This window comes from Bradyrhizobium sp. 613_E4_N2_2 (assembly GCF_052075995.1).
Lineage (GTDB): Bacteria > Pseudomonadota > Alphaproteobacteria > Rhizobiales > Xanthobacteraceae > Bradyrhizobium > Bradyrhizobium barranii.
The window spans coordinates 6,273,781-6,286,858 of the sequence record NZ_CP197234.1 but is presented as its reverse complement, the minus strand read 5'-3'; the positions used below and the strand labels follow the sequence as shown (position 1 = coordinate 6,286,858).

The 13,078-nt window shown below is 65.2% G+C and carries 11 protein-coding genes; all 11 read left to right on the top strand.

The window, feature by feature from the left end; genetic code table 11:
- Nucleotides 1–416 precede the first annotated feature (416 nt).
- The 11 genes from ytfQ to mmsB all read left to right on the top strand — a co-directional run bounded on the left by ytfQ (nucleotide 417) and on the right by mmsB (nucleotide 12,654).
- Nucleotides 417–1,382 (top strand): galactofuranose ABC transporter, galactofuranose-binding protein YtfQ, encoded by a 966-nt coding sequence (gene ytfQ, locus AB7290_RS30035; protein WP_063984486.1) that lies wholly within the window; start codon nucleotides 417–419, stop codon nucleotides 1,380–1,382.
- A 119-nt stretch (nucleotides 1,383–1,501) separates the two neighbouring features.
- Nucleotides 1,502–3,046, top strand: coding sequence for a sugar ABC transporter ATP-binding protein (locus tag AB7290_RS30030; protein ID WP_085399408.1), 1,545 nt, complete (start codon nucleotides 1,502–1,504; stop codon nucleotides 3,044–3,046).
- On the top strand, nucleotides 3,043–4,035 hold the full coding sequence (locus AB7290_RS30025; RefSeq protein WP_085399409.1) for an ABC transporter permease: 993 nt from the start codon (nucleotides 3,043–3,045) through the stop codon (nucleotides 4,033–4,035). Before AB7290_RS30030 ends, AB7290_RS30025 begins: the two co-directional genes overlap by 4 nt.
- Nucleotides 4,032–5,012: a galactofuranose ABC transporter, permease protein YjfF gene (yjfF, locus tag AB7290_RS30020; protein ID WP_071915510.1), complete on the top strand. Its 981-nt coding sequence runs from the start codon at nucleotides 4,032–4,034 to the stop codon at nucleotides 5,010–5,012. The genes AB7290_RS30025 and yjfF overlap by 4 nt, the downstream gene beginning before the upstream one ends.
- On the top strand, nucleotides 5,009–5,761 hold the full coding sequence (locus AB7290_RS30015; protein ID WP_028150313.1) for a FadR/GntR family transcriptional regulator: 753 nt from the start codon (nucleotides 5,009–5,011) through the stop codon (nucleotides 5,759–5,761). Before yjfF ends, AB7290_RS30015 begins: the two co-directional genes overlap by 4 nt.
- Nucleotides 5,758–6,684, top strand: coding sequence for a Gfo/Idh/MocA family protein (locus tag AB7290_RS30010; RefSeq protein ID WP_085399410.1), 927 nt, complete (start codon nucleotides 5,758–5,760; stop codon nucleotides 6,682–6,684). The genes AB7290_RS30015 and AB7290_RS30010 overlap by 4 nt, the downstream gene beginning before the upstream one ends.
- Nucleotides 6,685–6,686: 2 nt before the next feature.
- Nucleotides 6,687–7,763 (top strand): aldose epimerase family protein, encoded by a 1,077-nt coding sequence (locus AB7290_RS30005; protein ID WP_085399411.1) that lies wholly within the window; start codon nucleotides 6,687–6,689, stop codon nucleotides 7,761–7,763.
- Nucleotides 7,763–8,641 (top strand): SMP-30/gluconolactonase/LRE family protein, encoded by an 879-nt coding sequence (locus AB7290_RS30000; protein ID WP_085399412.1) that lies wholly within the window; start codon nucleotides 7,763–7,765, stop codon nucleotides 8,639–8,641. The genes AB7290_RS30005 and AB7290_RS30000 overlap by 1 nt, the downstream gene beginning before the upstream one ends.
- Before the next feature lie 73 nt (nucleotides 8,642–8,714).
- Nucleotides 8,715–9,788, top strand: coding sequence for a multiple monosaccharide ABC transporter substrate-binding protein (chvE, locus tag AB7290_RS29995; RefSeq protein ID WP_063984479.1), 1,074 nt, complete (start codon nucleotides 8,715–8,717; stop codon nucleotides 9,786–9,788).
- A 101-nt stretch (nucleotides 9,789–9,889) separates the two neighbouring features.
- Nucleotides 9,890–11,467, top strand: a complete 1,578-nt coding sequence (mmsA, locus tag AB7290_RS29990; protein ID WP_085399413.1) for a multiple monosaccharide ABC transporter ATP-binding protein — start codon at nucleotides 9,890–9,892, stop codon at nucleotides 11,465–11,467.
- Nucleotides 11,464–12,654 (top strand): multiple monosaccharide ABC transporter permease, encoded by a 1,191-nt coding sequence (gene mmsB, locus AB7290_RS29985; protein ID WP_085399414.1) that lies wholly within the window; start codon nucleotides 11,464–11,466, stop codon nucleotides 12,652–12,654. Before mmsA ends, mmsB begins: the two co-directional genes overlap by 4 nt.
- The last annotated feature ends 424 nt before the right edge of the window (nucleotides 12,655–13,078 follow it).

Here is a 13,078-nt window from a genome sequence, read left to right as displayed (position 1 = left end):
ATTGCATCGAAGATGCAATCCGGGTGACGCGGACTCTCCGCGAGTCGATTTGGTCGACCTACGCCGAACTCTATCCACACCGTCATTGCGAGCGCAGCGAAGCAATCCAGAGTCCCTGCGTGGACAGTTTCTGGATTGCTTCGCTGCGCTCGCAATGACGCGGAGGAGAGATTGCGGGCCGCACATATTCCTTCATCTCCCCGTTGCATCCACGGAACAAAATCGCGCTGGGCGTGTCATTGAACCGTCCTTCCCGCCAAATCGAAGTTTCGCGCGAATAGTCAAATAATATGACTAGTCGGAACTCATCTTCCGTGAAATAGTCCCTCCCGCCGCCTCAAAGGCCGGCCTGCGGGTGCCATGCTACCGATCGGCACTCGAGATAACACAAGATGACTTCTTGGGAGATACGCCTGATGACCCTCAAAGCCCTCTTTGCGGCCAGCGCCACGGCCGCGTTGCTGCTCGCGCTGCCGGCCAGCGCCGCCGAGCTCACCATCGGCTTCTCGCAGATCGGATCGGAATCCGGCTGGCGCGCGGCCGAGACGTCGGTCTCCAAGCAGGAGGCTGCCAAGCGAAAGGTCAATCTCAAGATCGCCGACGCGCAGCAGAAGCAGGAGAACCAGATCAAGGCGATCCGCTCCTTCATCGCGCAGAACGTCGATGCGATCTTCCTTGCACCCGTAGTCTCGACCGGTTGGGACTCGGTGCTGAAGGAGGCCAAGGAGGCCAAGATCCCGGTCGTGCTGCTCGACCGCGACATCGATCCCTCCGGCAAGGAGCTCTATCTCACCGCCGTGACCTCCGACAGCGTGCACGAAGGCGAGGTTGCCGGCGACTGGCTGGCCAAGACCGTCGGCGGCAAGGCCTGCAACGTCGTCGAATTGCAGGGCACGGTCGGCGCCAGCGTCGCCGCCAACCGCAAGAAGGGCTTTGACACCGCCATCGCCAAGCATGCGAACCTCAAGGTGGTGCGCAGCCAGACCGGCGACTTCACCCGTGCCAAGGGCAAGGAGGTGATGGAGAGCTTCATCAAGGCCGAAGGCGGCGGCAAGTCGATTTGCGCGGTCTACGCGCACAATGACGACATGATGGTCGGCGCGATCCAGGCGATGAAGGAAGCCGGCCTCAAGCCGGGCAAGGAGATCCTCACCGTCTCGATCGACGCAGTCCCCGACATCTTCAAGGCCATGGCCGCCGGCGAGGCCAATGCCACCGTCGAGCTGACGCCGAACATGGCCGGCCCCGCGCTCGATGCCGTCGCGGCCTTCAAGGACAAGGGCACCGTTCCGCCCAAGTGGATCCAGACCGACTCCAAGCTCTATACAGCGGCTGACGATCCGCAGAAGATCTACGACAGCAAGAAGGGCCTCGGTTACTGAGGCGGCGCAGCGCCGGACCGCTCCCCCGTGGTCCGGCGCATCCCCCTTCGAAACCGTTGCGCGAACGAATAGGCTGGGTGTCCGCAGCATAAGCGGACGCCGGTGGGAGTGACGTCGTTATGGAGAACAGCCCCGATCCTGCTCCTTCCCTGCTGGAGGTGCGCGGGATCAGCAAAAGCTTCGGTGCTGTGCGTGCGTTGCAGGAGGTCGACTTCACGCTTCGTGCCGGCGAGATTCATGCGTTGCTTGGCGAGAACGGCGCAGGCAAATCCACGATGATCAAGGTGATCACCGGCGTATTCCCGCGCGATGCCGGCATCGTCCGGCTTGGCGGTGAAGAGGTCGCGCCGCGCTCGGCCAAGGCCGCACTCCAGGCCGGCATCGCCACGGTCTACCAGGAGGTCAATCTGCTACCGAATCTCTCGGTCGCGCAGAACCTGTTCCTCGACCGACAGCCGATGCGCTTCGGCATCGTACGTGAAGGCGAGATGCGGCGTCGCGCCAAGGCGCTTCTCACGGACTTCGGCCTCGATATCGACGTCGCCGCGCCGCTCGGCAGCTATTCCGTCGCCATCCAGCACGTCACCGCGATTGCGCGGGCCGTCGATCTCTCCGCGCGCGTGCTGATCCTGGACGAGCCCACGGCGAGCCTCGACCGCCACGAGGTCGAGATCCTCTTCGGCATCATGCGCCAGCTCGCCAAGCGCGGCATCGGCATCGTATTCGTCAGTCACTTCCTCGATCAGGTCTACGAGATCTCCGACCGCATCACGGTGTTGCGCAACGGCCGCTTGGTCGGCGAGCGCGAGACCGCCTCGCTGCCGCGGCTCGAGCTGATCCGGATGATGCTCGGCCGCGAGCTGGCCGAGACCACCAGCGCCCGCGCGTCGGCGGGAGAGCATCGGGCGCGCGAGGTCTGCGCGAGTTTCGAGAACTACGGCAAGGCCGGCTATGTCGCGCCGTTCAATCTCGAGCTGCGCCATGGCGAGGTCGTGGGTCTCGCCGGCCTGCTCGGCTCGGGCCGGACCGAAACAGCGCGGCTGGTGTTCGGTGCCGAGCGCGCCGATGGCGGGCAGGCGAGGGTGGAGGGGGCGCCCGTGCGGCTGCAGTCGCCGCGCGACGGCGTGCGCCACGGCTTTGGCTATTGCCCGGAGGAACGCAAGACCGACGGCATCGTCGCCGAGCTCACCGTGCGCGAGAACATCGTGCTCGCGCTCCAGGCCAAGCGCGGCCTGCACCGGCCGCTGTCGCGCCGCGAGCAGGACGAGATCGCAGGCCGCTACGTCAAGATGCTCGACATCCGCCCGCCCGATCCGGAGCGCGCCGTGGGGCTGCTGTCCGGCGGCAATCAGCAGAAGGTGCTGCTGGCGCGCTGGCTCGCGACCTCGCCGCGCCTCCTGGTGCTGGACGAGCCGACCCGCGGGATCGACGTCGGCGCGCATGCCGAGATCATCCGCCTGATCCGCGAGCTCTGCGACGACGGGCTGGCGCTGCTCGTGATCTCCTCCGAGTTGGATGAGATCGTGACCTATTCCGACCGCGTGGTCGTGTTGCGCGACCGTGCCCATGTCGAGGAGCTCGCGGGAGAGACGATCGACGTCGGCAACATTCTCGCGGCCATCGCCGCCGATGGCGCCGCTGTCGCGCATGAGGGTCGGGCATGACAGCGCTGTTGCCGCGCCGCGGCCTTGCCCAGATCCTCGCGTTGATCGTCATCCTGGCGGCCGATCGCATCGTGTCGCCGCAATTCTTCGATCTGCGTCTCCAGGACGGCCGGCTGTTCGGCAGCCTGATCGACGTGCTCAACCGCGGCACGCCGGTGGCGCTGCTCTCGCTCGGCATGGTGCTGGTGATCGCGACGCGCGGCATCGATCTGTCGGTCGGTGCGGTCATGGCCATCTCGGGCGCGATCGCGGCGAGCCTTGCCGACACGCACAGTCTGCCTGTGGTCCTTGCGGCCGCGCTCGGCGCTGGCCTGGTCTGCGGATTGTGGAACGGATTTCTCGTCGCGGTGCTCGGCATGCAGCCGATCGTGGCGACGCTGATCCTGATGGTGGCGGGACGCGGCATCGCGCAGCTCATTACCGAGGGGCGTATCGTGACCTTCTCCTCGCCGGATCTGGTCTGGCTTGGCAATGGCGCGGTGCTCGGCGTGCCGATGCCGGTCGTGATCGCCCTGGGCATGCTGATTCTCACCGGAGCGGTGGTGCGCGGTTCGGCGCTCGGATTGCTGATCGAGGCAACCGGCGGCAACGCGCGGGCGAGCGAGCTTGCCGGCGTCGGCACGCGTGCGATGATCCTGGCTGTCTACGTCTGGTGCGGCATCTGCGCCGCGCTCGCCGGCGTGATCGCGGCGGCCGACATCATGGGCGCGGATGCCAACAATGCCGGCCTCTGGCTCGAGCTCGACGCCATCCTCGCGGTGGTGATCGGCGGCACCTCCCTGTTCGGCGGCCGTTTCAGCCTCGTGCTGGCCGTGCTCGGTGCGTTGATCATCCAGACCATGAACACCGGCATTCTGCTGTCGGGCTATCCACCGGAGTTCAATTTGCTGGTCAAGGCGGTGGTGGTGATGACGGTGCTGCTGCTGCAATCGCCGAAATTTTCGGGGATTGCCGGGATCGCCGCGCGGCTGCGGAGGTCCAAAGCATGAAAGGCCTGCCGCCCGTCCTCATCACCGCTATCGTGCTGGTTGCCGGCTTTGCGCTCTGCGCCGTGCAATTCCCCAACATCGCCTCCACCCGCGTGGTCGGCAATCTCCTCACCGACAACGCCTTTCTCGGCATCGTCGCGACCGGCATGACCTTCGTCATCATCTCCGGCGGCATCGACCTCTCGGTCGGCTCGGTGATTGGTTTCACCACGGTGTTCGTCGCGCTTGCGATCGAGCGCTGGGGCGTGCCGCCGCTGCTTGCCTTCGTCGCGATCCTCGCGCTCTCGGCGGCCTTCGGAGCTGCGATGGGCGCGGTGATCCATGTCTTCGACCTGCCGCCGTTCATCGTGACGCTGGCGGGGATGTTCCTGGCCCGTGGCGCGAGCTTCCTGCTCTCGACGGAATCGGTGCCGATCACCGCGCCGGTCTATTCCACCGTGTCGGACTTCGCGCTGCGGATGCCCGGTGGAGGGCGATTGACGGCGATCGCGATCATCATGCTCGTGATCGTGATCGGCGGCGCCTTGCTGCTGCATCTCACCCGGTTCGGCGCCAATGTCTACGCGCTCGGCGGCAGCCGGGCGACCGCGAGCCTGATGGGCGTTGCCGTCGGCAAGATGACGGTGAGGATCTACATGCTGTCGAGCCTGCTCGCGGGCATCGCCGGCATCGTGTTCTCCTTCTACACGAGCGCCGGCTACTCGCTCTCCGCGGTCGGCGTCGAGCTCGACACCATCGCGGCTGTCGTGATCGGCGGTACGCTGCTCACGGGCGGGCAGGGCTCGGTGATCGGCACCTTCCTCGGCGTGCTGATCCAGGGCTTGATCCAGACCTACATCAATTTCGACGGAACGCTGTCGAGCTGGTGGACCAAGATCGCGACCGGCGTGCTACTGTTCGCCTTCATCGCCTTGCAGCAGGGGCTGGTCGCGCTCGCGCGGCGGCCGGCGGCGAAGCGCGCAGGAGCAGCCACATGACGTCGCGCATCGTCGTCATCCCGACGCGCCGGGCTCACTCCAACCATGCGGAAGTGGCCCGCTCGATCGGCGTCGACATCATCGCCGGCCGCTACGCCGAGGGAACGCGCCTGCCTGGCGATGCCGAGATGATTGCAATGTTCGGCGTGTCGCGACCGGTGCTGCGCGAGAGCGTGAAGACCCTGGTCGCCAAGGGTCTGCTCACCACCAAGGCCCGCGTCGGCACCGTCGTACGCGAGCGCGCCGCCTGGAACATGTTCGACGCTGACGTGCTGGCCTGGCATCTCGACGCCGGCATCGACAAGCGCTTCCTCAACGACCTCGCCGAGATTCGCCTCGCGGTCGAGCCGCGCGCGGCCATGCTGGCGGCGGCGCAGCGGTCCGAGGACGACCTCGCCGAGCTCCGTCGTTGCATGGACCGCATGCGGTTTGAGGCTTCCGATTCCGTCGGCTTTGCCGACGCCGACCTCGCGCTCCATGTTGCGGTGGCGCGCGCTTCGGGCAATCTGTTCATGCGCTCGATCGGCCACGTCATCGAGGCCGCCCTGCGCGCCTCCTTCCTGCTCAGCGCACCGGTCGAGCCGGAGGACCGTGACACCGTGCTGCTCTGGCACCAGAAGATCGTCGATGGCATCGCCGCCGGCGACGCCCAGACCGCCTCGGAAGCGATGGTTTATGTCATTCACAACGGTATGCGCCGCCACGAGGCCGAGGCGCTGCCGTCCGCGGATATTGGAGAAAAAGCGTGACCGAACTTCGCATTGCCATCGTCGGCTTCGGCAAGATCGCGCGCGACCAGCATGTCGGTGCGATTGCCGCGACGGCGGGCGCGACGCTCGCGGCCGTCGCGAGCCGCAACGCATCGCTGCCGGGCGTGCCGAATTTTGCGACCATCGAGGAATTGCTGGAAAAGGGACCGCCGATCGATGCCGTCTCGCTCTGCACGCCGCCGCAGGTACGGCGTGCCCAGGCCGCCACGGCGCTCGCTGCCGGCAAGCACGTGATGCTGGAGAAGCCGCCCGGCACCGGCGTCGCCGAGCTCGACCCGCTGATCGCGATGGCGGAGGAAGCCAAGCGAACGCTGTTTGCGACCTGGCATTCGCGCTATGCGCCCGCGGTCGAGCCGGCGCGCGAGTGGCTTCTCACGCGGCAGATCAAGTCTGTGCACATCAACTGGAAGGAAGACGTTCGCGTCTGGCATCCCGGGCAGGGCTGGATCTGGGAGCCGGGCGGGCTCGGCGTGTTCGATCCCGGCATCAACGCGCTCTCGATCCTGACCCGTATTCTGCCGCGGCCGGTGTTCGTCACCGCGGCCGAGTTGGCCTTTCCAGCCAATTGCCAGGCCCCGATCGCCGCGAACCTGACGCTGACCGACATCGGCGGCCTGCCTGTGACCGCCGAGTTCGATTTCCGCCAGACCGGACCGCAGAGTTGGGATATCCTCGTCGAAACGGACGAGGGCCGAATGACGTTGTCGGGCGGCGGCCGGCGCATGGCGATCGACGGCGAGACCATTGCCGAGGCGCCCGATCAGGAATATCGCGAGCTGTACGGGCGCTTCGTCAAGCTCACCGCGACCGGCGCGCGCGACGTCGACCTGGCGCCGCTGCGTCTCGTTGCCGATGCCTTCCTGCTCGGCAAGCGTAACATCGTCGAACCGTTTGTGGACTGAACATGGCTGGCTCAAGAATAACAAAAGACATCTTCGGAACGCTGCCGGACGGCCGCAACGTCGAGCGCATCGTGCTGCGCGGGGAGGGCGGGTTCGAAGCCCGCATCATCACCCATGGCGCGGTGATCCAGGCGCTCATCGCACCGGACGCCAAAGGCGGTTACGACGACGTCGTGCTCGGCCATGACGCGTTCGCCGGTTATCGCGCCGAACGAAAGTTCTTCGGTGCCACCGTCGGCCGCTACGCCAACCGCATTGCCAACGGACGATTTTCGCTGGACGGCGAAACGGTGCAGCTTCCGGTCAACAACGGTCCGAATGCGCTGCATGGTGGCCTCGACGGGTTCGATCGCAAGCTCTGGGAGATCGCCGCCATCGACGACGGCGCGGAGCCGGGCGTCACGCTCACCTATTCGAGCCCGCATGGCGAAGAAAACTATCCCGGCCGGCTCGACGTGCGCCTGACCTATCGCGTCACCGGCCCGGCCGAGCTGTCGTTGACGATGGAGGCGCGAACCGACCGGCCGACCATCGTCAACCTGACCAATCACAGCTTCTTCAATCTGGAAGGCGCGACCTCAGGCACGCCCATTATCGACCACAAGCTGACGGTCGCCGCCGAGCATTTCCTTGCCATCGATCCCACCGCCATTCCGTTGGCTGAGCCGCCGCGCGCGGTGGCCGGAACGCCGTTCGACTTCCGCGACGGCGAAGCCGTCGGCGCGCGCATCCGCGAGAGCGATCAGCAATTGCGGAACGGCAAGGGCTACGACCATACCTACTGTCTCGGGCGCGATGGCAAGCTTGCTTTCGCGGCCCGGCTGGAGGCGCCGCGTTCAGGGCGCATCATGGAGCTCCTGACCAATCAGCCCGGCCTTCAGGTCTATTCCGGCAACTATCTCGACGGCACGATTTCGGGCAAGGGCGGCAAGCTCATCCGGCAGTCGGATGCCATGTGTCTCGAGCCGCACATCTGGCCGGATGCGCCGAACCGGCCGGATTTCCCGAGCCCGCGCCTCAATCCCGGCGAGGTCTACCGTCATCACACGGTCTATCGCTTTGGAGTGAGGACGCCATGATGGAAGAGGTGCCGACCTCGGTTCTCTCGGACGATCCGTGCCACCTCGGCGAGGGGCCGACCTATGATTTGAGCACCGACACGGCCTGGTGGTTCGATATCCGCGAGGAGCGGCTGTTCGAGGCGAATCTCGGCAGCGGCAGCATTCGCGTCCACGCGCTCGGCCGGATGGCGAGCGGTCTCGGGCGCATCGACGCCGAGCGCCAGTTGATCGTCGCCGAAGACGGCCTCTACATCCGCAAGCTCGCCGACGGCGCGTTGACGCTGGTCTGTCCGCTTGAAGCCGACAATCCCGCGACGCGCTCCAACGATGCCCGTGTGCATCAGTCCGGCACGTTCTGGATCGGCACCATGGGCCGCAATGCGGAGGCAGGAGCGGGCGCGATCTACGCGTTCCATCGCGGCAAGATATCGATGCTGTTCCCCCGCATCACCATTCCCAATTCGATCTGCTTTTCACCGGACGGTGCGACCGGCTACTTCGCCGACACCGCGCGCGCCGTGCTCTACGCCGTTCCGCTTGATCCGGCGACCGGCTTGCCGCGAGGCGAGCCGGACGTTCTGTTGCGCCACACCGGCATCGGGGGGCTCGACGGCTCGGTGTGCGACGCCGACGGGCGGATCTGGAACGCCTGCTGGGGTGCGGGCCGGATCGATGTCTACTCTCCGCAAGGCGAGCGCCTGCGCTCGCTGCGCGTGCCGGCAAGGCAATCGAGCTGCCCGGCCTTCGTCGGCCCTGATCTGTCACGCCTCCTCGTCACCTCGGCCTGGCAGGATATGGACGCGGCGGCGCGCGCTGCCGATCCGCAAGCCGGCTGTACTTTCCTGTTGCAGGCATCTGCGCGTGGCCGCGCGGAGCCTGACGTCAAGCTCGCATAGGAGGCTCGAAGCCGCACACGACCAACGTTCTCGACGAAACGAAGAAACAGTCTGACACCCAAGGGAGTAAAACATGCTGAAACTGAAGACGACATTCCTCGCGCTGGCGCTGGCCGGCGCAGCGACGATGGCCTCAGGCGTCACTGCCTCCGCCCAGGACAAGGCGACGGTTGGCATTGCCATGCCGACCAAATCGTCGGCGCGCTGGATCGACGACGGCAACAACATGGTCAAGGTGCTGAAGGAGCGCGGCTACAACACCGACTTGCAATATGCCGAGGACGACATCCCGAACCAGCTCTCGCAGGTCGAGAACATGGTGACCAAGGGTGCGAAAGCGCTGGTGATCGCGGCGATCGACGGCACCACGCTGTCCGACGTGCTCAAGCAGGCGAAAGCAAAAGGCATCACCGTGATCGCCTATGATCGCCTGATCCGCGGCACGCCGAACGTCGACTATTACGCGACCTTCGACAATTTCCAGGTCGGCGTGCTGCAGGCGGAGTCGCTTGTGCAGGGGCTCGGCCTCAAGGACGGCAAGGGCCCGTTCAACATCGAGCTGTTCGGCGGCTCGCCCGACGACAACAACGCCTACTTCTTCTACAACGGCGCGATGAGCGTGCTGAAGCCGTACATCGACAGCGGCAAGCTCGTCGTCGTCTCCGGCCAGATGGGCATGGACAAGGTCGCGACGCTCCGCTGGGACGGCGCCACCGCACAGGCGCGCATGGACAATCTGCTCAGCGCCTACTACGGCAACAAGAAGGTCAACGCGGTGCTGTCGCCCTATGACGGCCTCTCGATCGGCATCATCTCATCGCTGAAGGGCGTGGGCTATGGCAGCGCCGGCCAGCCGATGCCTGTTATCTCGGGTCAGGATGCCGAGGTGCCCTCGATCAAGGCGATGCTGCGCGGCGATCAGTACTCGACCATCTTCAAGGACACCCGCGACCTCGCCAAGGTGACCGCCGACATGGTCGACGCCGCACTCGCCGGCAAGCAGGTCACCGTCAACGACACCAAGACCTACGAGAACGGCGCCAAGACGGTGCCGTCCTATCTCTTGAAGCCGGTCGTGGTCTACAAGGACAATTGGGAGAAGACTCTGGTCGACAGCGGCTACTACAAGAAGTCGCAGTTCCAGTAAGCTTCTTTCTTTCCCCTCTCCCCGCTTGCGGGGAGAGCCTCTTCTCCCTCTCCCCGCAAGCGGGGAGAGGTGAACTAGCAGCGATCGAGGGATGTGAAATCATGACCGCCATGCTGGAGATGCGCAACGTCAGCAAGAGCTTTTCAGGCGTGCAGGCTCTGCGTGACGTGAACTTCTCGGTCGAGGCCGGGCAGATCCACGCGCTTGTCGGCGAGAACGGTGCCGGCAAATCCACACTGATGAAAGTGCTCAGCGGCGTCTACCCGGCCGGCAGCTACGAGGGTACCATCGTTTTCGAGGGTGAGGAGCGCCGCTTCCGCGACATCAACGATTCTGAGGCGCTCGGCATCATCATCATCCACCAGGAGTTGGCGCTGATCCCGCTGATGTCGATCGCGGAGAACATCTTCCTGTCGCATCCGCCGTCAAAATTCGGCGTCATCGATCGCGACGAGGTCTACCGGCGCACGCGCGAGCTGCTGGCGCAGGTCGGCCTGAAGGAATCGCCGGATACGCTGATCACCGACCTCGGCGTCGGCAAGCAGCAGCTGGTAGAGATCGCGAAGGCGCTGTCCAAGCGGGTGCGGATGCTGATCCTGGACGAGCCGACCGCGAGCCTCAACGAGGCCGACAGCGCCGCGCTGCTCGAACGCCTGATGGCTTTCCGCGAGCAGGGCATCGGCTCGATCCTGATCTCGCACAAGCTTAACGAGGTGGCCAAGGTCGCCGACCACATCACCGTGCTGCGCGACGGCCGCACCGTCGACAGCATCGACTGCCGCAGCGAGCCGATCCAGGAAGACCGCATCATCCGCAGCATGGTCAACCGCGATCTCGCCCATCGCTTTCCCGAGCGCAGCGCGAAAATCGGCGGGCCTGTCCTGACCGTCGAGAACTGGTCGGTCTATCACCCCATTCATCCCGAGCGGCAGGTGATCAAGAACGTCAATTTCGGCGTGAAGCGCGGCGAGGTCGTCGGCATTGCCGGGCTGATGGGCGCCGGTCGCACCGAGTTTGCCATGAGCCTGTTCGGCCGCTCCTGGGGCACCACTATCAGCGGCCGCATCAAGCTCGAGGGCCATGAGATCGTGCTGCCGAGCGTTGCGGCCGCGATCGACGCCGGCCTTGCCTATGTCACCGAGGACCGGAAGCAGCTCGGCTTGATCCTGGCAGATGACGTCCGCAAGAACATCACGCTCGCCAGCCTCGACCAGGTCGCACCCGGCCGGGTGATCGACGACATCGCCGAGCTGAAGGTTGCCAGCGACTACCGGAGCCGCATGCGCATCCGCTGCTCCGACGTGTACCAGGAGACCGGCCAGCTCTCCGGCGGCAACCAGCAGAAAGTGGTGCTGTCGAAATGGCTGATGACCGATCCCAAGGTCCTGATCCTGGACGAGCCGACACGGGGCATCGACGTCGGTGCCAAATACGAGATTTACTGTATCATCAACGAGCTTGCGGAGGCCGGGCGCGGCGTCGTGGTGATCTCCTCGGAGATGCCCGAGCTGCTCGGCATCTGCGACCGCATCTGCGTCATGAACGACGGCGCCTTCGTCGGGGAATTCAAGGGCGCAGAGGCGACGCAGGAGAAGATCATGCGCGCCATCATGCGCAACGAACGAAGCAACGGAAACAGCGTGCCTGAGGCCGCGGAGATGGGAGGATCGCAGCCATGACCGACAAGACGGTGTCGCTGCCCGAGGAGCGCCGGCACGGCAGCTTCATCAAGAACAATTTGCGCAATTACGGCATGCTGATGTCGCTGATCGCGATCATGCTGTTCTTCCAGGTCATGACCGGCGGCACGCTGCTCCAGCCGCTCAACCTGACCAATCTGGTGCTCCAGAACAGCTACATCGTCATCATGGCGCTCGGCATGCTGCTCGTGATCGTCACCGGCCATATCGACCTCTCGGTGGGGTCGGTCGCGGGCTTCGTCGGCGCGGTCGCCGCTCTGCTGATGGTGACGTACAAGGTCGACTATACACTCGCCTTCATCGCCTGCCTCGTGGTCGGCGCTGCGATCGGCGCGGCGCAGGGCTATTGGGTCGCCTATTTCAAGATACCGTCTTTCATCGTGACCCTGGCCGGCATGCTCGTATTCAAGGGACTTGCGCTCGCGGTGTTGCAGGGGCAGTCGCTCGGGCCGTTTCCGCCGACCTTCCAGAAATTGTCGTCGGGCTTCATTCCGGAGTTCCTGCCCGAAGCGGGCACGCTGCATCCGACCTCGATGCTGATCGGCGCGGTGCTGGCGCTGGGGCTGGTCTATGCCAGCGCCAAGAGCCGCGCGCGGGAGCAGTCGCACGGCATCGAGGTCGAGCCTTACGCGTTCTTCCTTGGCAAGAGCGTGGTGCTGGCCTGCGCCGTGCTCTACTTCACCTACCTGATCGCGACCTATCGCGGCTTGCCGAACGTGCTGGTGATCATGAGCGCCTTGATCGCGCTCTACGGCTTCGTCACACGCCGCACCGTGATCGGCCGGCAGATCTATGCCGTCGGCGGCAACGCCAAGGCGGCAAGCCTGTCGGGCATCAAGACCGAGCGGCTGACCTTCCTCACCTTCGTCAACATGGGCGTGCTCGCAGCCCTTGCCGGCCTCGTCTTTGCCGCGCGTCTCAACACCGCGACGCCGAAAGCGGGCCTCGGCTTCGAGCTCGACGTCATCGCCGCCTGCTTCATCGGCGGCGCCTCGGCCTATGGTGGCGTCGGGCGCGTCGGCGGCGCCGTGGTCGGTGCCATGATCATGGGCGTGATGAACAACGGCATGTCCATCCTCGGCATCGGCATCGACTATCAGCAGGTCATCAAGGGCCTGGTGCTGCTCGGGGCCGTGTGCATCGACGTGTATAACCAGCGGCGGTAGGCGCAAAATCACGTCGCGGGGGAGGCTCTGGCGCCGCCCCGCCAGGCGACTACCATTTTCGTCAATTTCGATCACGGCATCGCGACCGGAACCGATGCCTCGCGATGACCATGATTTGGGGACTAGATCCGGGGGGTGCCGAGCAGGGCACGGGCAGGGCAGCACCAGTGGCGGCTCATATCCACGAGATGACAGACGATGAATTTGAGGGCCGGCTTCGCATCCTCTTGCGCATCGTTTCCGTCTGCACCCTCGGGCTAGGCTCCTTTGCTGCAGGTTTATTGATCGGGGCCTTTGTTCTGTTTTGAACGAGGCGATTCACGCCAGAGCCTCGGAACGAGAGGCGCCGGCGCGTCTTCTTGATCTAGATCAACCGATCGCCAATTCCGTGCTAATCTCATGTGGTCGACGCAAGGGACCACGG

What these genes read in the sequence shown, in the direction of transcription:
- AB7290_RS30025 (WP_085399409.1), top strand. Translation starts at nt 3,043, where the DNA reads ATGACAGCGCTGTTGCCGCGCCGCGGCCTTGCCCAGATCCTCGCGTTG.
- AB7290_RS30015 (WP_028150313.1), top strand. Translation starts at nt 5,009, where the DNA reads ATGACGTCGCGCATCGTCGTCATCCCGACGCGCCGGGCTCACTCCAAC.
- mmsB (WP_085399414.1), top strand. Translation starts at nt 11,464, where the DNA reads ATGACCGACAAGACGGTGTCGCTGCCCGAGGAGCGCCGGCACGGCAGC.
- mmsA (WP_085399413.1), top strand. Translation starts at nt 9,890, where the DNA reads ATGACCGCCATGCTGGAGATGCGCAACGTCAGCAAGAGCTTTTCAGGC.
- ytfQ (WP_063984486.1), top strand. Translation starts at nt 417, where the DNA reads ATGACCCTCAAAGCCCTCTTTGCGGCCAGCGCCACGGCCGCGTTGCTG.
- AB7290_RS30030 (WP_085399408.1), top strand. Translation starts at nt 1,502, where the DNA reads ATGGAGAACAGCCCCGATCCTGCTCCTTCCCTGCTGGAGGTGCGCGGG.
- chvE (WP_063984479.1), top strand. Translation starts at nt 8,715, where the DNA reads ATGCTGAAACTGAAGACGACATTCCTCGCGCTGGCGCTGGCCGGCGCA.
- AB7290_RS30000 (WP_085399412.1), top strand. Translation starts at nt 7,763, where the DNA reads ATGGAAGAGGTGCCGACCTCGGTTCTCTCGGACGATCCGTGCCACCTC.
- AB7290_RS30005 (WP_085399411.1), top strand. Translation starts at nt 6,687, where the DNA reads ATGGCTGGCTCAAGAATAACAAAAGACATCTTCGGAACGCTGCCGGAC.
- yjfF (WP_071915510.1), top strand. Translation starts at nt 4,032, where the DNA reads ATGAAAGGCCTGCCGCCCGTCCTCATCACCGCTATCGTGCTGGTTGCC.